The organism is Streptomyces sp. NPDC091282, assembly GCF_044757385.1.
Classification (GTDB): domain Bacteria; phylum Actinomycetota; class Actinomycetes; order Streptomycetales; family Streptomycetaceae; genus Streptomyces; species Streptomyces gramineus.
Genome location: NZ_JBIVUX010000004.1, coordinates 277,343 through 293,845, shown reverse-complemented (window position 1 = coordinate 293,845; position 16,503 = coordinate 277,343). Strand labels below are relative to the sequence as shown.

Below are 16,503 nucleotides of genomic sequence, written 5' to 3'. Positions count from 1 at the left end.
CGCCGATGTTAGGTGGGTACCGATTAGATGGTCAACAGTGACCGACGCCACAATTTTCGAAGGCGGAAAAGGCGTCCGCCTTCGGTTTAGAAAATGTTTGGGCGGACTGCGGCTTTTCACCTAGGGTGCGGCGTATCCGGACACGGAGGGCCAGCGCACGGTCAGCACCACGGAGTCCTGTTCGGCGGTCCACGAGTGATCCACTCCCGCGCCCCAGACGACGTAGTCGCCCTGTTCCTCCAGCAGGACGCTCCGGCCGGGGAACTCCACCCGGAAGCGGCCCGAAACGAGCACGAGGAGGGCCGTCCGCACCTCGCCGCGCACCCACTGGACCCGTCCCTCGCCCCGCGGGTGGACGCCCCATTTGACCTCGACGGCCTCGCTGCGGCGGGGATCGCCGGGCTCCTTGAAGTGCCCGAGCAGCCAACCCCGGTCCAGCGCCGCGTCCTTGCCCGCGTTGCCCACGTACACGCCGTCGTCCATGCGCCCGCACGCTAGCAGCCGGCCGACGGCACCCACGCGGCCCGGCGGGGCGTGCGGGAGCCCCGGCCGATCGCGTCCGCCCCGGCCGGGGCTCCCGTTCACCGGGGCGGCCCGGGGCTACCGCAGCGCCTCGGTCAGCAGGCTCGCGGCCGCCTCCGCCCCGTCGGTGCGGATGCGGCCTCCCAGGGCCTTCGCCCGCGCCCGGGTCTGCGGCGACAGGGCCGTCTCGAACGCGGCGGCCAGCGCGTCGGATGTCGGCGGCGGACCGTCGAGTGCCGCACCGACGCCGAGGTCCGCCACCCGCCGCGCCCAGTACGGGTTGTCCGACAGCTGGAGCGGTATCACCACCTGCGGCGTGCCCGCACGGGCGGCCGTCGACGTCGTTCCCGCGCCGCCGTGGTGCACCACGGCGGCCACCCTGGTGAACAGGCGCTGGTGGTTGGCCTCGCCGACGGCGAAGCAGTCCTCCCGCTCGTCGCCCGCGTCCAGTTCCGCCCAGCCGCGCGACACGAGCACCCGGTACCCCCGGGCACGGACCGCCTCGACGGCCATGCGACCGATGCCCGGTGACGGCCGCATGCTGCCGAAGCCCACGTAGACCGGCGGCGCGCCCGCGTCGAGGAAGGCCGTCAGGTCGGCCGGGAGCGGACGGTCGTCCGGCAGGTACCACGCACCCGTCTGGACGACGTCGAGACCGGGGGTCCGCGGCCACGCGCCGAGGACCGGGTCCGCCGCCAGCCACGGCCGGCCGGTGAGGACGTGCCCGCGGACGTCGTCCACCGGGGGCAGACCGAGCGCCGCCCGGCGGTCGTTCAGCGCCTGGCCGAACTGCGCGTTCACGTTCCGCGCGTCCAGCTCCCACAGCGCCCGGTTGCCGTCCGTCCCCGGGTCCGGGTCCGGCCAGCCCGGCCGTGGCGGCGGCGCATGGTGCGGCGAGGGCAGGTGCACCGCCGCGTAACTCACGTACACGTAGCGGACGCCCGCCGCCTCCGCCGCCGACCGCGCGGCGATCTGCGCGAGGCCGGCCGCCACCACCGCGTCGCATCCCTCGACGGCCGCCGGGAACGCGTCGAACTGCGCGCCGACCATCTCCGTCCGGTACCGGGCCAGGTCCGCCGCCGACGGCAGTGCCGTCCCGCGCATCACCTCCCGTACCGGCGGCCCGACCGGGAACGGTCGCACGCCGACGCCCGTGAGCCGCGCGGCGAACTCCTCGTCCGGCGGGACGCACATCCGCACCTCCGCGCCGAGCGCCCGTAACCGCACCGCGAGGGCCACCAGCGGTTCGACGTCGCCGCGCGTCCCGTATGTGGACAACAGCACCCGCATTCCGCATTCTCCTTCGTCGTGTCTTCCACGCGTTTCGGGCCGTTTCCGCCCGGAATTCGAGCGCTGCCATTCACGCGGCGCACCGGCCGCCACGGTATGCGTCCGCGGTACGGATCGGTCAACACCATGTTTCTTCGATAAGCGCCGTGCGCAGTGTCTACGGTGAACGCCGGCATGCCTCGACGAGGCACGCGAGGTCCCCCATCGACAATTCCACCGGAGAGCTGCTCGATGCATAGTCCGTCCGTGCCCGCACCCGATGTCTCGGTCATCTTGCCCTGCGCCGGAATCGGCTCCCGTTTCGGCGCGCCCTACCCCAAGGAGCTGCACTGTCTGGCTCCCGGGGTCACCGTGCTCGACCGCAGCCTGGAATCCGTCGTCGAACTGGTCAAGAGCGGACTCCGCGTCCGTCTTGTGGTGGTGTTCGGGAAGCACAAACTCGACACCGTGCGCCATCTCGCGCGCTATGCGGAGATCTTTCACATGGTGTTCGTCTTCCAGGACGAGTCGTGCGGACCGGGTCTCGACGGAGCGATCCGGTCCGCCCTGCCGATGACGCGGGGCCCGGTGGCCCTCGTCCTCCCTGACATCGTTGTTACGGGCCCGGACACGGCCGGCACGCTCCTCGCCGCGGTACGGCACGCCGAGGAGTCGGGCTGGAGCGTGGTGGCCGCCGAGGAGCGCGATCCCGGGACGCTGCGGCAGATGGGGGCGCTCGCGGTGGCCGAGGCGGACGGTGTCCTGACCGTCGCGGCGGCCGTCGACAAACCGGCGGACCCCTCGGGCTACAACGCGTTCTGGGGCATGGTGGCGGCCGGCGAGGCCGAGGCGCACCGGCTGCCCGACGTCGTCGCCGAGGGGGCGGCCAGTCCGCTGTCCGGTGCGGTCGCCGTCATGGTGGACGGAATCGTCAACTACAACACGCCGTCGGGCTGATTCACGCCGTCGGCGTCAGCCGCCGCACGGGCTCGCCGGCGAGGAAGGCGGCGATGTCCTCCACCGCCTGGGTGTAGAAGGTGCGGTAGTTGCCCTCGGTGACGTACCCCAGGTGCGGGGTGGCGAGGACGTTCGGCAGGGAGCGCAGGGGGTCGTCGGGGGCGAGCGGCTCGGTCTCGAAGACGTCGAGTCCGGCCCCGGCGATCCGGTTCTCGCGGAGGGCGCGCAGCAGCGCCGGCCCGTCGACGATGGCGGCGCGGGAGGTGTTGATCAGGTAGGCGTGCGGTCGCATGGCCCGCAGGTCCTCGTCGCCGAGCAGGCCGCGGGTCCGCTCGGACAGCACCAGGTGGACGGAGACGAAGTCGCTGCGGCCGAGCAGGTCGCGCTTGCTCGGCGCGAGCCGGACGCCCGCGTCGGCGGCGCGCTCCGGGGTGAGGTGCTCGCTCCAGGCCAGGACCTCCATGCCGAAGGCGATGGCGACCTGGGCGACCCGGGTGCCGATCTTGCCGAGTCCGAGCAGGCCGAGGGTGCGGCCGTGCAGGTCCTGTCCCACGGTGGACTGCCAGGGGCCGCCTTCGCGCAGTGACCGGTTCTCGGTCGCGATGTTCCGCGCCAGGCCGAGGAGCAGGGCCCAGGTCAGTTCGACCGGCGGGGTGGAGCTGCTGGCCGTGCCGCAGACCGTCACCCCGCGGGCCGCCGCGGCCGCCAGGTCGACGGACGCGTTGCGCATGCCGGTGGTCACCAGCAGACGCAGCCGGGGCAGCCGCTCCAGCAAGTCGGCGTCGAAGGCGGTGCGTTCGCGCATGATCACGACGATCTCGCAGTCCGCCAGCTCGGCGACGAGCCGTTCCCGGTCGGCGATGTGCGCACGGACCGGCCGCACCTCGACACGGCCGTCGAGGGAGCTCCAGTCCGCCAGGGCGAGAGCCGCGCCCTGGTAGTCGTCCAGTACGGCACAGCGAAGGGTCATGCGGACGTTCTGCCTTTCCTGCGGAGCGGGCGGACACCCCGGTGAGCCCGCCGGGGGCACCGATCCGCGCCGATCAGCGTACCCAGCGCGCATCGGGCACGCGCACGGCCGTACGACGGCGCATGCCGCCCGGCCTTCCGGGGCCGCGAAGGCACGTCCCCTCCGGGGCACGGGTGCACGTCACCTCCGGGGCAGGGGTGCTCGTCCCCTCCGGGGCAGGGGTGCACGTCCCCTCCGGGGCAGGGGTGCTCGTCCCCTCCGGGGCAGGGGTGCACGGCACGGGGCCACATCCCCCGCCGGAGCAAAGACGGACGGCACCGGACCAAGTCCCCCGCGAGGCGCGGACAGTCGGCGGCGCCCGGTCCCCGAACCCCCTCCAGGGGTGGGGTATCCGGGCCGACCTCCGCGGGAGCGGGACGGCGGAACCGAGCCACCGCACGCACCGCGCCGGGCCCGCCGGGAGGCTCGTCGTCGCCTCCGGCGGGCCGCCCGGGACCGGTCAGCCGGCCGCCGGCTCGTGCTCCCTGCGTTCCGGCTCCACCGGGGCGGGACCCGGCAGCTTCGCGCCCTCGATGTCCACGTCCGGGGTGATGCGGTCGAGCACGCCTGGCAGGCCCCAGGCGCGGCGGCCCAGCAGGGCCATGGCCGCCGGGACGAGCGTCATGCGGACCACGAACGCGTCGACCAGGACGCCGAACGCCAGGGCGAAACCGATGGACTTGATGATCGGGTCGTGGTTGAAGACGAAGCCGCCGAAGACCGCGACCATGATCAGGGCGGCGGCGCTCACCACCCGGCCGCTGCGGGCCACTCCCTGCGTGACCGCCTCGGCCGCGTCGCCGGTGTGCTGGTGGTGTTCCCGCATCCGGCTGACCAGGAAGACCTCGTAGTCCATGGCCAGTCCGAAGAGCACGCCGATGAGCAGGACCGGCAGGAAGCTGGTGACCGGTCCGGCGGACGGGATGTCGAGGACGCCGTTGAGATGGCCCTCCTGGAAGACCCACACGGTGGCGCCCAGCGAGGCGGCGACCGACAGCAGGAAGCCGAGCGCGGCCTTGACCGGGACCAGCAGGGACCGGAAGGCGACGGTCAGCAGCAGGAGCGCCAGGATCACGATGATGGCGACGAACAGCGGCAGCGCGTCGGACAGTTTGCCCGCGACGTCGATCGCGGCGGCCGTCGTACCCGCGATGTAGAGGGTGCCGCCTGCCGTGCCGACGGTGGCCGCGTTCTCGCGCAGCCGGTGCACCAGGTCGGTGGTGGCCTGGGCGTCCGGGCCGGTCTTCGGGACCACGGCGACGACGGCGAGGGTGGCGTCGGCGTTGGTGACCGGCGGGGCGACGACGGCCACTCCGCGGTCGCTCGCCAGGGACCTGCTGAGCGACTTGACGGTGGCCGTGCGGTCGGCGGCCGGGATCCGGTCCATGTCGACCACGGCGGTCAGGGTGGCGTTGAAGCCGGGCCCGAAGCCCTCCGTCAGCAGGTCGTAGCTCTTGTGCTGGGTGCTGTCGACGGGCTGCGAGGCGTTGCTCGGCAGGCCGAGGCGCAGGTCGCGGGCGGGCACGGCGAGCGCGAGCAGGCCGAGCGTGCCGGCCAGGAGGACGAGCAGCGGCCTGCGGGTGACGGCCCGGCCCCATGCCAGGCCCCAGGAGCCGGCGGCGCGTTCGCGTCGCGGGCGGGCACCGGCGGGCGCGGGGCGGTGGGCGCGGGGCCGCAGCCGTTCGCCGAACAGGCTCAGGGCGGCGGGCACCAGGCTCACCGCGACGAGCACGGCGAGCAGCACGGTGGCGGCCGCGGCCAGGCCCATGACGGTCAGGAACGGGATGCCGGTGACCGCCAGCGCGGCCAGCGCGATGATCACGGTGGCGCCGGCGAAGACGACCGCGCCGCCGGCCGTGGCCACGGCGCGGGCGATCGAGTCGGCCATGTCCTGCTCGGGGTCGGCGAGTTGCTCGCGGTGGCGGGAGATGATGAACAGGGCGTAGTCGATGCCCACGGCCAGGCCGATCATCAGGGCGAGCACGGTGGCGGTGCTGGTCATCTCGACCCAGCGCGAGACGAACTGCACGCCGAGGACGCCGACGGCGACGCCCACGAGGGCGGTCAGCAGCGGCAGTCCCGCGGCGACGAGCGAGCCGAGCGCCAGGGCGAGCACGGCGAAGGCGACCACCACGCCGACCACTTCGGCCGGTCCGCCGACCTCGGTCTTGACGTCCATGGCCGAGCCGCCGAACTCGACGGTGAGCCCGGCGTGACGGGCCTTCGTCATCGCGCGGTCCAGGGCGTCCTTGGACGACTGCGGCACGTCACTTGCCTGTTGGCGGAAGCGGACGTCGGCGTAGCCGATGCGCAGGTCCGCGGCGACCGTCCTGGTCCTGAGGGGGTCGGAGACGTCCAGGACGCCGGGTATCCGGGCGGCCTCCTTGAGGCTCGCCTCCAGGGCCGCCTCGGTCCGGGGCGCCGTGAGCCGGCCGCCCTCGGGGGCCGCGAAGACCACCCGGGCCACGCCGCCGGAGGCCTGCGGGAACTTCTTCTTCAGCAGTTCCTGGGCCTGCTGCGACTCGATCCCGGGCACCGAGAACTCGGTGGTCGCCTTGCCGTGCAGGGCGATCCCGAGACCGCCGACGACGGCGAGCAGCAGCACCCAGACCGCGATGACCCGGCCGCGACGGCGTACCGCCCATCGCCCCCAGGTGTACAGGCGTGACGCCATGTTCCTCTTCCCTCTCCCTCGACCACTCGGCCGGTAACAACGTACGGCATTTTTGCAGTCGACTGTAAATACGCGTCCGATGGTAAAGTGCCGGTCATGATGAGCGAGGGTCTGCGAGAGCGTTCCAAGGCGCGCCGCCGGGAAGCGATCCTCAGGGCCGCCTACCGGCTGTTCGCCGACCGCGGTTTCGAGGCGACGACGATCGCCGACATCGCCGAGGCGGCGGAGGTCTCGCCGCGCACGGTCACGCTGTACTTCCCGTCCAAGCTGGAGCTGGCGACCTCGCGATTCGACGCGTTCACGGACCGGCTGGGCACGGCCGTGCGGGACCGCGCGGAGGGTCATTCGATCGTGGACTCACTGGAGGGCTGGCTGCGGGCCGAGGCCGCCGACCACAGCGAACTGGACGACCTCTACGACCGCATGCTCGAACTCAATCCGCAGGTCAAGGCGGTCGCCAACACCCGGCTGACGGAGGTCATCCAGGAGGGCACGCGCATCCTCGCCGAGGAGCGCGGCGAGACGCCGGACGACTTCGGCCCGCGCATGGCGGCCGCCGCGGCGGCGGCCGTCGTCTGCGAGGTGATGTGCCGCACCCCCCGGGAGCACGACATCGAGACGGCGATGGCCTTCCTGCGCGCCGGAATCGCCGCCCTGCCCGCACCCCGGCCGGCCAATGATCCGGGCCGCCCGGACCCCTCCGGCGGACCGCGCGGCTGACACGCCGGCGGGCTCCGGCGGCCCGATCCGCCGGACGGGTCCGGCGCGGACGGCGCACGGACGGGCGCGTTCGGCCTGCCGGGGCATGCCACCGGGCCCGCCAGTATGTGGATGGGAAAATCCAGTTCATCAGTCCGCAAACCGGTCGCTGGATCGGTGTAATCGGCACCGATGCCGCACCGAAAAGCGATCTAGCTTCGGAGTGCACGGGGCCGCACGGACAAGAAAGGCATCGAGTCACTCATGCCCATCCCGCATACCGACGTCATGACCGCACCCGACTTCGACACCCTCATCGTCTCCCCCGGGACCGAACCCGAACCCGAACCGGAACCCGACCGCCCGGCCGTCACCGGCCTGGCGCCGCTCGCCGACCATCTGCTCCTGCCCGTCGACGAGTTGCCCGCGCACGCGTCCTCACCCGACCAGGTCGGCCGCCGGGTCCGCGACGAGCTCATGCTCGACGGAAACGCCCGGCTCAACCTCGCCACCTTCGTGACCACGTGGATGGAGCCGCAGGCACGGCAGTTGATGGCGGAGACCGCGGAGAAGAACCTCGCGGACCGCGCGGAGTACCCGCAGATCACCGCCATGGAGGGGCGCTGCGTCCGGATGCTCGCCCGGCTCTGGCACGCGCCGTTCCCCGAGCAGGTCCGCGGCTGCTCCACCACCGGCTCCAGCGAGGCGGCCATGCTCGGCGGCCTCGCGCTCAAGCGCCGCTGGCAGGACCGCCGGCGCGCGCAGGGCAAGGACACCGCACGCCCGAACATCGTGATGGGCGCCAACGTCCAGGTGTGCTGGAAGAAGTTCGCCAACTACTTCGAGGTGGAGCCGCGTTACGTCCCGATGGAACCGGGCCGCTACCACCTCACGCCGGACACGCTCACCGCCTACTGCGACGACAACACGATCGGTGTCGTCACCGTCCTCGGCTCCACCTTCGACGGCTCCTACGAGCCCGTCTCGGACATCTGCCTGGCCCTGGACGGATACCAGGCCGCCACCGGCACCGACATCCCCGTGCACGTCGACGGCGCCTCCGGCGCGATGGTGGCCCCCTTCCTCGACCCGGGCCTGCTCTGGGACTTCCAGCTCGAACGCGTCGCCTCCATCAACACCTCGGGGCACAAGTACGGGCACGTCTTCCCGGGCCTCGGCTGGGCGTTGTGGCGCAACGCCGAGGCCCTCCCCGACGACCTGGTCTTCGAGGTCGACTACCTCGGCGGCTGCTCCCCCAGCTTCACCCTCAACTTCTCCCGCCCGGGCGCCCATGTCGTCGCGCAGTACTACAGCTTCCTGCGCTACGGCTTCGAGGGGCTGCGCAACCTGGCCGCCCAGAACCGGACGACGGCCCGCGCCCTGGCCGCGCGCATCCAGGCCATCACGCCCTACGAACTGGTCACCGACGGCTCCGAACTGCCCGCCTTCGCCTTCCGGCTGGCACCCGGCACCGAGGGCCTGACGGTCTTCGACATCTCCCAGGCGATGCGCGCCCGCGGCTGGCACGTGCCCGCGTACACGTTCCCGGCGCCCTGCCAGGACGTCTCCGTGCTGCGTCTCGTCGTACGCACCGGATTCACCGCCGAGTTGGCGGGCATGTTCATCGCCGACCTGACCGAGGTCACCAGCCGGCTGTACGAGTGGCGGCAGGCGACGGCACCCGCTCCGGCCGCCGCGCCCTGACGGCGGCCCGCGACGCGGGGCGGACGCCGCCGGACAGCCGGACCGCACCGGCCCCGGGCACCTTCGCGGCACTCTCACAGAACCCGCCCTGCGCTTGATGTTTCAAATGTTACGCTCGCCGCCATTCCCCCCACCTGGCTCAGGAGAATCGCTGTGCGGGACGGCAACGTAGTGGTGATCGGCGGCGGTTACGCGGGCGTGCGGCTGGCGAGGAAACTGGACGCCGCGGCCCGCGTCACACTCGTGGACCGCAAGGAGGTCTTCTTCCACCGCATCGCCTCCCTGCGCGCAGGTGTCCGCCCGGAGTGGACGGGCGCCCCGTTCATCCCGTACGACCGGCTGCTGGTGCACGGCCGTCTGGTGGTGGGCAAGGCGGTCCGCATCGACACCGCGGAGCGCCGGGTCACCCTCGCCACGGGTGACCGGCTGCCCTACGACGTGCTGGTCGTGGCCACCGGAGCCGACTACCCCGAACCGGCCCGGTTCGTCGGCACCACCCCCGACGAGGCCGCGAAGGCCTTCGCCGAGCACCAGCACGGCATCGCCGCCGCCGGCCACATCCTGGTCGTCGGCGGCGGTCCGTCCGGCGTCGAGCTGAGTGCCGAGATACGGCTGGCCCGGCCGGACGCGCGGGTCACCCTCGCGCACTCCGGGCAGGAGCTGCTGCACTCCACCGGCAGCGCCCGCGCCGGCCGCCGGGCCAGGACCTGGCTGACCGACCACGACGTGACCGTCCGCCTGGACTCGTTCATGTCGCCGGGCGCCGACTTCGGCACCTACCGCGACACCCGCGGCGGGATCCTCGCCGCCGACCTCTCCTTCTGGGCGACCGGCACCACGCCCAACACGCTCTGGCTGCGTCTGGCCGGGCACGGCGACTGGCTGACCGGGACGGGACACGTCAAGGTCGACCGGACGCTGCGGGTCGAGGGCCGGCCTGACGTGTTCGCGGTCGGCGACGTGAACGACGTCACCGAACTCAAGGTCACCCCGGCCGCGCTCGCCCAGGCCGAGGTGGCGGCCCACAACATCCTCTCCTACCTGCGCGGTTCCGGGCGGCACGGCACCAGGCTGCGGACCTACCGGGCCGTCCGCCGCACCCCGCTGATCGTGCCCTTCGGACCGGCCGACGGCGTGACCGTGCTGCCGGTGCCGCTCGGCGAGAGCGCGGTCCTCGGCACCCGGGCCACCACCATGGCCAAGGCGAAGACGCTCATGACCCCGTACATGAGACGCCAGCTCGGGTACCCGTCGGCCTGACCGTTCCCCGGTGTCACGGCGCGGCGCCCCGGCGGCCGGCACGTGACACTTGAGGGAAGCGACCGGCGTACGGGACGGGGAGGTGACGAGGGTGATCGCCGTCAATCCGACGGACAGTGCCTCGTTGCTCGCCGCCTTCGGGGCGCTGGCCGTGCTGGTGGTGATCTTCGCCGAGTCGGGACTGCTGGTCGTCGGATTCTTCCTGCCGGGCGACACCCTGCTCTTCCCGGCCGGTGTGCTGTGCGCGGCGAACGCGGACCGGGGGCCCCGGCTGGAGCTGTGGCAGGTGCTGGTGTGCGCGGCCGTCGGTGCCGTGGCGGGTGGCCAGGTGGGCTATCTGATCGGGCGGCACGGCGGCCGTCCGCTGCTGGCCCGCACCTCCAGCCGGCGGGTGAAGTCCGGCGCGGCCCGCGCGGAGCGCCTGCTGGCCCGTTACGGATACGGCAAGGCACTGGTCATCGGCCGTTTCGTGCCGGTGCTGCGGACGGTGCTGCATCCGGCCGCCGGGGCTCTCGGGGTGCCGGTGCGGCCGTTCACGCTGTGGCAGACGGTCGGCGGTGTGCTCTGGTCGCAGACCTTCGTCCTCGCCGGGTTCGCGCTCGGCTCGTCCGTCTCGCACGTCGACCGCTATCTGCTGCCGCTGGTCGGCGTGATCGTCGTCCTGTCTCTGCTGCCCGCGCTGGCCGAGGCGCGCCGGGAGCGGCGCGGCCGGTGACCGGGTCAGGGTTCCCAGTGCGCCATGCTGTGCAGCGCCTCGGCCGTGTCGGTGAAGCGGTCGGCGCCGAGCAGGGCGCGCAGCTCGGCGTTGAAGCGGTCGATCTCCGGCCGGGCCGTGCCGAGCACGCCCGCCCCGCGTTCGGTCAGCTCCAGTACGACGGCCCGGTGCTGGTCAGGGTGCCGGTGCCGGGTGACGAGGCCGGCGTCCAGGAGGCGCCTGACCAGCGCGGTGATCCCGGACTCGCGCTGCTGGAGCACCTGGGCCAGCTGCTGCTGGGTGATGCCGGGCCGGTCGCCGAGCGCCAGCAGGGCGCCGAGCTGGGCCGTGGTGATCCCGGCGGTGGCCAGCAGCCGCCGGTCGGCCGTGGTGCGCAGCTGGTGGGCGGCGCGCTGCAGCAGGAAGAAGAGGCGCTGGTCGGGCTCGGACATGGGCGGAATCTTGACAGACGCGACGGCCGGGCGCCATTCTCACTTCACTAGTGAATCGAGATGGTGCGGGGTGGCGCGTGTGAACGGGACGCCTGATCTGGCCTTCGCGCGGAGGATCCTGGCGGCGCAGCCCTTCAGCGCGCTGCTCGGTACCCGGCTGGTGGCCTTCGGCGACGGCGAGGCCACGCTCGAACTGGACAACCGCGAGGACCTGCGCCAGCAGTACGGGTACGTGCACGGCGGGGTCCTCGCCTACGTGGCGGAGAACGCGATGGCGTTCGCCGCCGGCACCGCGTCCGGGAACCGGCCGCTCACCGCCGGGTTCACCATCGACTACGTCCGCCCGGCCGACGGCACCTCGCTGCTCGCACGGGCCCGGGTGGTGCGGGCGGGCCGTGGCCTGGCCGTCTGCCGCTGCGACGTGGTCTGCGTGGGTCCGGACGGCGGCGAGACGGTGTGCGCGGTCGCCCAGGGGACGATCTCCTTCGCACCCGCGGCTGCCGCCGAACGAAGCTGACGGCCGCCCTCCTGGAATTCAGTCGAGCTTCTCCACCACCGCGTCGAACTGGCGTGCCATGGCCGCCACCGACCTGCCGTCGAGCAGGTCGAGGACCCGCCTGCGGGCGCTCGCCAGATGCACCGGGTAGGCGTCCTCAAGGCGCCTGAGCCCCTCCGGGGTGAGGGTCGCCACGTTGCCGCGCGCGTCTCCCTCGTAGCGCCGCTTGACCACCTGGCCCCGGTTTTGCAGGGCGTCCACGACACGGGTGATGCGGCTCGCGGACAGGGCGGTGGCCGAAGCGAGGTCCGTCATCCGCAGTTCGCGGTTCTCGGCCTCGGAGAGGTTCATCAGGACGACGTACTCGGTGAGCGTGAGCCCCGTGGACCGCAGCAGATCGTCGTCCAGCGAGCGCGGCAGCGCGACGGTCACGCGGAGCAGGGCACGCCAGAGGCGCTCTTCCTGGGCGGTCAGCGGCTCCTCGGCACTCATCGCGGCAGAATAGCGTGCTCAAGCAAGGAGTCTCAATCACGGACGGCAGGTCGCCGCCGGTGCCCGGCCGGACGTCGTACCCGGTCGCGGCCCCGGAGCCCGGGTCCGCCGGCTGCCTCCCGAGGGCCTACGGCGGTACCAGGCGGCCCCGCGAGATGAGGGAGGCCGCCTTCTTGAGGTGGTGGACGCTGATGCTGACGGCGTAGGCGTCGATGCCCGGCGTGGCGGCGATCCGGGTGGTCAGGAAGCGGTAGAAGTCCTCGGGGTCGCGGGCGATGACGGAGACCATCAGGTTGTGCTCCCCGCTGATGGCGCCGACGAAGGGGACCTCGGCGTAGCCGGCGGCCTCCGTGCCGACCCGTTCGAGCCCGGCGGGTGCCACCCGAAGCCACAGGATGGCGTGCAGCCAGTGGCCCAGCCGCTCCGGCAGGAGTTCGACCTCGTACTCCAGGGTGCCGGACGCCTCCAGCGCCTCCAGCCGCCTCGCGACCCGGGACAGGGACCAGCCGGTGAGTTCGGCGAGCCGGGTGTGGGTGGTGCGGCCGTCCTGGGCCAGCGCCTCCAGCAACGGCGCGTCCTCGTCGGTGGGCGGGAGCGGGGGCCCGGCGGTGGGCGGCGGACGCTCCGCGGTGAGCAGGCCGACCTGTGCGGCGTCCAGGTTCTCGCCGTAGCCCGTCCAGCCCGCGGTGCCGGGCGCGTCGTAGTTGTGGATGATCAGGTCGACGCTGACATCCAGCACCGAGGCGGACCTCGGCAGCTGCCGGAGCAGCACGTCCTCGCTGGGCATGTCGAGCGGGGCGCGGATGACGCAGATGATCTCCGAGCCGCCGGACGCCAGATGCGCCCAGGAGATGTCGGGGCGGCGGGCGAGGGCCTCGGCGAGCGGGGCGACGCGGTCCGGGCGGCAGCGGATGCGGGCGACCCACTCCGCGGCGCCGTACACGCGCCGGCTGACCAGTCCGACCACCCGGAGCGCGCCGCTGCGCCGCAACGCCTGGTAGCGGCGGGCGGCGGTCTGCTCGGACACGCCCGCGACCTCACCGATCCGGCGGAAGGACAGCCGGGGCGCGCACTGCAGCGCACGGAGGATCTTCCTGTCCACGTCGTCCAGCATGGTGGAAGTCTGTCACGGCGACGCGCGCATCTGGAGGATTCTGCTGCCCGAGCGGCGGTTGTTTGGTGGTTGTGCGAGCGGGACCGGATGCTGTGGCGGCGGGTTTCCCACCGGACGCCCGTACGACACAGGCCACCGGTCCGCCGGGGCCTCGACCGCGGCGCGGCGCGCCGCGAAGGAGTATCCCCGTGAACGTCACGACACCGGCGAGCCCGCCGGTCGAGCGGCGGGCGGCCACGATCGTCATGGCCTGCCTGGGCGTCTTCGTCGCCTATCTTCCCGTCACCACCGTCTCCGTGAGCCTGCCCGCGCTCCAGTCGGCGCTGAACGCGTCGACGGCCCAGCTGTCCTGGGTGCAGGACGCGTTCGTGCTGCCGATGGCCGCGTTCATCCTGACCGCGGGCGTCTTCGGTGACGTCCACGGACGCAAGAAGGTCTTCCAGGCCGGTCTGCTCTGCTCCGCCGCCGGCGCGGTCACCGCCCTGTGCGCGCACTCCGTCGAGACGGTCTGGGCCGGTCAGGCGCTGGCCGGTGCCGGTGCGGCCGCGCTGCTGCCGACCACGCTGGCGCTGATCAGCCACGTGGTGCCCGACCACCGCGAGCGCGGCAAGTACATCGGCATATGGGCGACCTGCCTGATGGGGGCCCTGGCGATCGGCCCGGTGATCGCCGGTGTGGTCGTCGCGCACTTCTCCTGGCGGTGGATCTACCTGCCGTCGGTCCCGGTGGCGCTGCTCGCCGTCGCGGTCGCCGCCCGGCAGCTGACCGACTCCCGGGCCCCGCACGGCCGACGGCTGGACTGGCCCGGCCAGCTCACCGCCACACTCGCGATCACCGCCCTGGTCTACGGCGTGATCGAGGGCGGCGCGGGCTCGTTCACGGACACCGGGGTGATGGTGGCGCTGTTCACCGCCGTGGCCGCCGGTGCGGCCTTCGTCCTCGTGGAACGGCGCAGCGACAGCCCGATGCTGGACCTGAGCCTGTTCCGCAGCCCCGCCTTCACCGCCACCACCCTGGTGGCGATGATCAGCTTCCTGGCGCTGATCGGGTGCTTCTTCGTCCTCAGCCTCTACTTCGGCATGGTCCAGCAGCTGGACACCCTCCAGGCCGGCTGGCGGCTGCTGATGGTGACCGGAGCGGCGCTGCTGGTGGGCGGCCCGGCGGGGCGGCTGATGCACCGGATCTCCGCGCGCTGGATGATCACCGTCGGCCTGCTGCTGGTCGCCGGCGCGCAGTTCGCGCTGACCGGGCTGGCCGCCGACACCTCCTTCGCGTCGGCCGCCTGGCGGCTCGTCCTGCTGGGCCTCGGCATGGGTTTGGTCATGACGCCGATGACGGCGACCGCGGTGGCCTCCGTGCCGTACCACCTGGCCGGCATGGCGGCCGCGGGCAACAACGCGTTCCGGCAGGTCGGCGGTGCCCTCGGGCCGGCCGTCCTGGGCGCCCTGCTCACCACCCGGGCCGTCGACGCGCTGCCCGGTCACCTGACCGGCGCCGGGGTCACGGGCGCGACACAGGACCGGGTCGTCTCGGTCGCGCGGACGGACGGTCTCGGCGCGGTCGCCGGCCTGGACCTGGGCCCGCGGACCGGCCAGGCGCTGGGCGCGCTGGGCCAGTCCTTCCTGGACGGGATGCGGCTGTGCCTGATCACGGCGGGCGGCCTCACCCTGCTGGCCGCCCTGGTCGCGGCGGTCCTGCTGCGCGCCCCGCGGGAGCGGCCGGCGACGCTCCGGGCGGCGGGACACACCACCGCCGAGCAGGAGCCGGCGGTCCGGGGAGCCTGACGGCCTCACCGCACCAGGCAGGGCCGCTTGGCGTCGAAGGTCCAGCCGTCCACGAGGTGCCGCATCCCGGCCGCGTCGTCGCGGCCCGCGCCGAGGCCGAGTTCCTCGTGGCGGGCGTGGGCCGCGAGCAGCCGGTCCATGTCGAGCCGGACGCCGAGGCCGGGGGCGTCGGTGACGGCCACCTCGCCGCCGACGATCCGGGGCGGTGCGACGGTGAGGCGCTCCCGGCCCTCCTGCCAGATCCAGTGCGTGTCCAGCGCGTTGTAGTCGCCGGGGGCGGCGGCACCGCAGTGCGCCATCATGGCCAGCGAGATGTCGAAGTGGTTGTTGGAGTGGCATCCCCAGGTCAGTCCCGCCGCGTGGCAGAGCTGGGCCACCCGCACCGAACCGCTCAGGGTCCAGAAGTGCGGGTCCGCGAGCGGGATGGAGACCGACTGCAGGGCGAGCGCGTGGGTGAGCTGCCGCCAGTCGGTGGCGATCATGTTGGTCGCGGTGGGCAGGCCGGTGGCCCGGCGGAACTCGGCGAGGATCTCGCGCCCGGAGTAGCCGTCCTCGGCCCCGCAGGGGTCCTCGGCGTAGGCGAGGGTGCCGAGCAGCGGCCGGCACAGCTCGACGGCCTCCCGCAGGGACCAGGCGCCGTTGGGGTCGAGGGTGATCCTGGCCTCGGGGAAGCGCCGCTTCAGCGCCTGGACGCTCTTGACCTCCTCGGCGCCGGCGAGGACCCCGCCCTTGAGCTTGAAGTCCCGGAAGCCGTAGCGGTCGTAGGCCGCCTCCGCCTGCCGGACGATCGCCTCCGGGGTCAGGGCCTCCTCGTGGCGGACGCGGTGCCAGGGCACGTCGGCGTCGGGCTCGCCGAGGTAGTCCAGGTCGGTGCGGGCCGCGTCGCCGACGTGGAAGAGGTAGCCGAGGACGCGTACCGCGTCGCGCTGCTTGCCGTCGCCGAGCAGGGCGGCGACCGGCACCTCCAGGTGCTGGCCGAGCAGGTCGAGCAGGGCGGACTCGACGGCGGTGACGGCGTGCACGGTCGTCCGCAGGTCGAAGGTCTGCTCACCGCGGCCGCCGGCGTCCCGGCCGCCGAACGCCTCCCCGACCGCCCGCAGCACCCGCTTGTGGTCACCCAGGCGCGCTCCGACGACCAGCGGCTCCGCGTCCCGCAGCGTCCGGGTGATCGCCTCGCCGCCGGGCACCTCGCCGAGCCCCGTCCTGCCCTCGGAGTCCTCGACGACCAGGACGTTGCGGGTGAAATAGGGCGCGTGGGCGCCGGAGAGGTTGAGCAGCATGGAGTCCCGGCCGGCCACCGGGTACACGGAGAAGCGGGTGACGACGGGCTGGGCCATGGGCGGGACGTCCTTACGCAAGGGAAAACAGCATCTACAT

The 16,503-nt window shown here is 73.1% G+C and carries 15 protein-coding genes; 7 read left to right on the top strand and 8 right to left on the bottom strand.

The window, feature by feature from the left end:
* Positions 1-120 precede the first annotated feature (120 nt).
* The gene (locus tag ACIQOE_RS20365) at positions 121-483 is read right to left on the bottom strand and encodes a signal peptidase I (protein ID WP_365553804.1); all 363 of its coding nucleotides are present in this window, start codon (positions 481-483) and stop codon (positions 121-123) included.
* Positions 484-600: 117 nt separating this feature from the next.
* A complete protein-coding gene (locus tag ACIQOE_RS20360; RefSeq protein ID WP_401412783.1) occupies positions 601-1,812 on the bottom strand; it encodes a glycosyltransferase in 1,212 nt (403 codons plus the stop codon).
* Positions 1,813-2,058: 246 nt separating this feature from the next.
* Between ACIQOE_RS20360 and ACIQOE_RS20355 the strand changes: the two genes are divergently transcribed.
* The gene (locus tag ACIQOE_RS20355) at positions 2,059-2,748 is read left to right on the top strand and encodes a hypothetical protein (RefSeq protein ID WP_399009728.1); all 690 of its coding nucleotides are present in this window, start codon (positions 2,059-2,061) and stop codon (positions 2,746-2,748) included.
* Position 2,749: 1 nt separating this feature from the next.
* Here the strand turns inward: ACIQOE_RS20355 and ACIQOE_RS20350 are convergent, their stop codons facing one another.
* Together ACIQOE_RS20350 and ACIQOE_RS20345 are read right to left on the bottom strand one after the other, a co-directional pair.
* The gene (locus ACIQOE_RS20350) at positions 2,750-3,718 is read right to left on the bottom strand and encodes a D-2-hydroxyacid dehydrogenase family protein (RefSeq protein WP_401412781.1); all 969 of its coding nucleotides are present in this window, start codon (positions 3,716-3,718) and stop codon (positions 2,750-2,752) included.
* Between the two features lie 499 nt (positions 3,719-4,217).
* On the bottom strand, positions 4,218-6,431 hold the full coding sequence (locus ACIQOE_RS20345; RefSeq protein ID WP_401412779.1) for an MMPL family transporter: 2,214 nt from the start codon (positions 6,429-6,431) through the stop codon (positions 4,218-4,220).
* Between the two features lie 96 nt (positions 6,432-6,527).
* Between ACIQOE_RS20345 and ACIQOE_RS20340 the strand changes: the two genes are divergently transcribed.
* The 4 genes from ACIQOE_RS20340 to ACIQOE_RS20325 all read left to right on the top strand — a co-directional run bounded on the left by ACIQOE_RS20340 (position 6,528) and on the right by ACIQOE_RS20325 (position 10,809).
* Complete coding sequence (locus tag ACIQOE_RS20340; RefSeq protein WP_351326478.1) at positions 6,528-7,151, top strand: TetR family transcriptional regulator; 624 nt, start codon at positions 6,528-6,530, stop codon at positions 7,149-7,151.
* A gap of 243 nt (positions 7,152-7,394) precedes the next feature.
* A complete protein-coding gene (locus ACIQOE_RS20335; protein ID WP_351326479.1) occupies positions 7,395-8,834 on the top strand; it encodes a glutamate decarboxylase in 1,440 nt (479 codons plus the stop codon).
* Between the two features lie 153 nt (positions 8,835-8,987).
* Entirely contained in the window at positions 8,988-10,094 is a 1,107-nt protein-coding gene (locus tag ACIQOE_RS20330) for an NAD(P)/FAD-dependent oxidoreductase (RefSeq protein ID WP_401412778.1), read from the top strand.
* Between the two features lie 91 nt (positions 10,095-10,185).
* On the top strand, positions 10,186-10,809 hold the full coding sequence (locus ACIQOE_RS20325) for a DedA family protein (RefSeq protein WP_351326483.1): 624 nt from the start codon (positions 10,186-10,188) through the stop codon (positions 10,807-10,809).
* 5 nt (positions 10,810-10,814) lie between these two features.
* On the opposite strand, the gene ACIQOE_RS20320 is transcribed toward ACIQOE_RS20325, so the two are convergent.
* Positions 10,815-11,240 carry a MarR family winged helix-turn-helix transcriptional regulator gene (locus ACIQOE_RS20320; RefSeq protein WP_351326485.1) on the bottom strand — a complete coding sequence of 142 codons (426 nt, stop codon included), beginning with the start codon at positions 11,238-11,240 and terminating at the stop codon, positions 10,815-10,817.
* A gap of 79 nt (positions 11,241-11,319) precedes the next feature.
* Here ACIQOE_RS20320 and ACIQOE_RS20315 point away from each other — a divergent pair, with 79 nt between their 5' ends.
* Complete coding sequence (locus ACIQOE_RS20315; protein WP_401412775.1) at positions 11,320-11,757, top strand: PaaI family thioesterase; 438 nt, start codon at positions 11,320-11,322, stop codon at positions 11,755-11,757.
* 18 nt (positions 11,758-11,775) lie between these two features.
* On the opposite strand, the gene ACIQOE_RS20310 is transcribed toward ACIQOE_RS20315, so the two are convergent.
* Both ACIQOE_RS20310 and ACIQOE_RS20305 read right to left on the bottom strand, forming a co-directional pair.
* Complete coding sequence (locus ACIQOE_RS20310) at positions 11,776-12,228, bottom strand: MarR family transcriptional regulator (protein WP_351326489.1); 453 nt, start codon at positions 12,226-12,228, stop codon at positions 11,776-11,778.
* A gap of 127 nt (positions 12,229-12,355) precedes the next feature.
* Positions 12,356-13,342, bottom strand: a complete 987-nt coding sequence (locus ACIQOE_RS20305) for an Lrp/AsnC family transcriptional regulator (protein WP_351326490.1) — start codon at positions 13,340-13,342, stop codon at positions 12,356-12,358.
* A 188-nt stretch (positions 13,343-13,530) separates the two neighbouring features.
* On the opposite strand from ACIQOE_RS20305, the gene ACIQOE_RS20300 reads away from it, so the two are divergent.
* On the top strand, positions 13,531-15,126 hold the full coding sequence (locus ACIQOE_RS20300; protein WP_401412773.1) for an MFS transporter: 1,596 nt from the start codon (positions 13,531-13,533) through the stop codon (positions 15,124-15,126).
* Between the two features lie 5 nt (positions 15,127-15,131).
* On the opposite strand, the gene ACIQOE_RS20295 is transcribed toward ACIQOE_RS20300, so the two are convergent.
* A complete protein-coding gene (locus tag ACIQOE_RS20295) occupies positions 15,132-16,463 on the bottom strand; it encodes an enolase C-terminal domain-like protein (protein WP_401412771.1) in 1,332 nt (443 codons plus the stop codon).
* Positions 16,464-16,503 lie beyond the last annotated feature (40 nt).

What these genes read in the sequence shown, in the direction of transcription:
- ACIQOE_RS20360 (WP_401412783.1), bottom strand. Translation starts at nt 1,812, where the DNA reads ATGCGGGTGCTGTTGTCCACATACGGGACGCGCGGCGACGTCGAACCG.
- ACIQOE_RS20365 (WP_365553804.1), bottom strand. Translation starts at nt 483, where the DNA reads ATGGACGACGGCGTGTACGTGGGCAACGCGGGCAAGGACGCGGCGCTG.
- ACIQOE_RS20335 (WP_351326479.1), top strand. Translation starts at nt 7,395, where the DNA reads ATGCCCATCCCGCATACCGACGTCATGACCGCACCCGACTTCGACACC.
- ACIQOE_RS20350 (WP_401412781.1), bottom strand. Translation starts at nt 3,718, where the DNA reads ATGACCCTTCGCTGTGCCGTACTGGACGACTACCAGGGCGCGGCTCTC.
- ACIQOE_RS20340 (WP_351326478.1), top strand. Translation starts at nt 6,528, where the DNA reads ATGATGAGCGAGGGTCTGCGAGAGCGTTCCAAGGCGCGCCGCCGGGAA.
- ACIQOE_RS20310 (WP_351326489.1), bottom strand. Translation starts at nt 12,228, where the DNA reads ATGAGTGCCGAGGAGCCGCTGACCGCCCAGGAAGAGCGCCTCTGGCGT.
- ACIQOE_RS20295 (WP_401412771.1), bottom strand. Translation starts at nt 16,463, where the DNA reads ATGGCCCAGCCCGTCGTCACCCGCTTCTCCGTGTACCCGGTGGCCGGC.
- ACIQOE_RS20320 (WP_351326485.1), bottom strand. Translation starts at nt 11,240, where the DNA reads ATGTCCGAGCCCGACCAGCGCCTCTTCTTCCTGCTGCAGCGCGCCGCC.
- ACIQOE_RS20305 (WP_351326490.1), bottom strand. Translation starts at nt 13,342, where the DNA reads ATGCTGGACGACGTGGACAGGAAGATCCTCCGTGCGCTGCAGTGCGCG.
- ACIQOE_RS20345 (WP_401412779.1), bottom strand. Translation starts at nt 6,431, where the DNA reads ATGGCGTCACGCCTGTACACCTGGGGGCGATGGGCGGTACGCCGTCGC.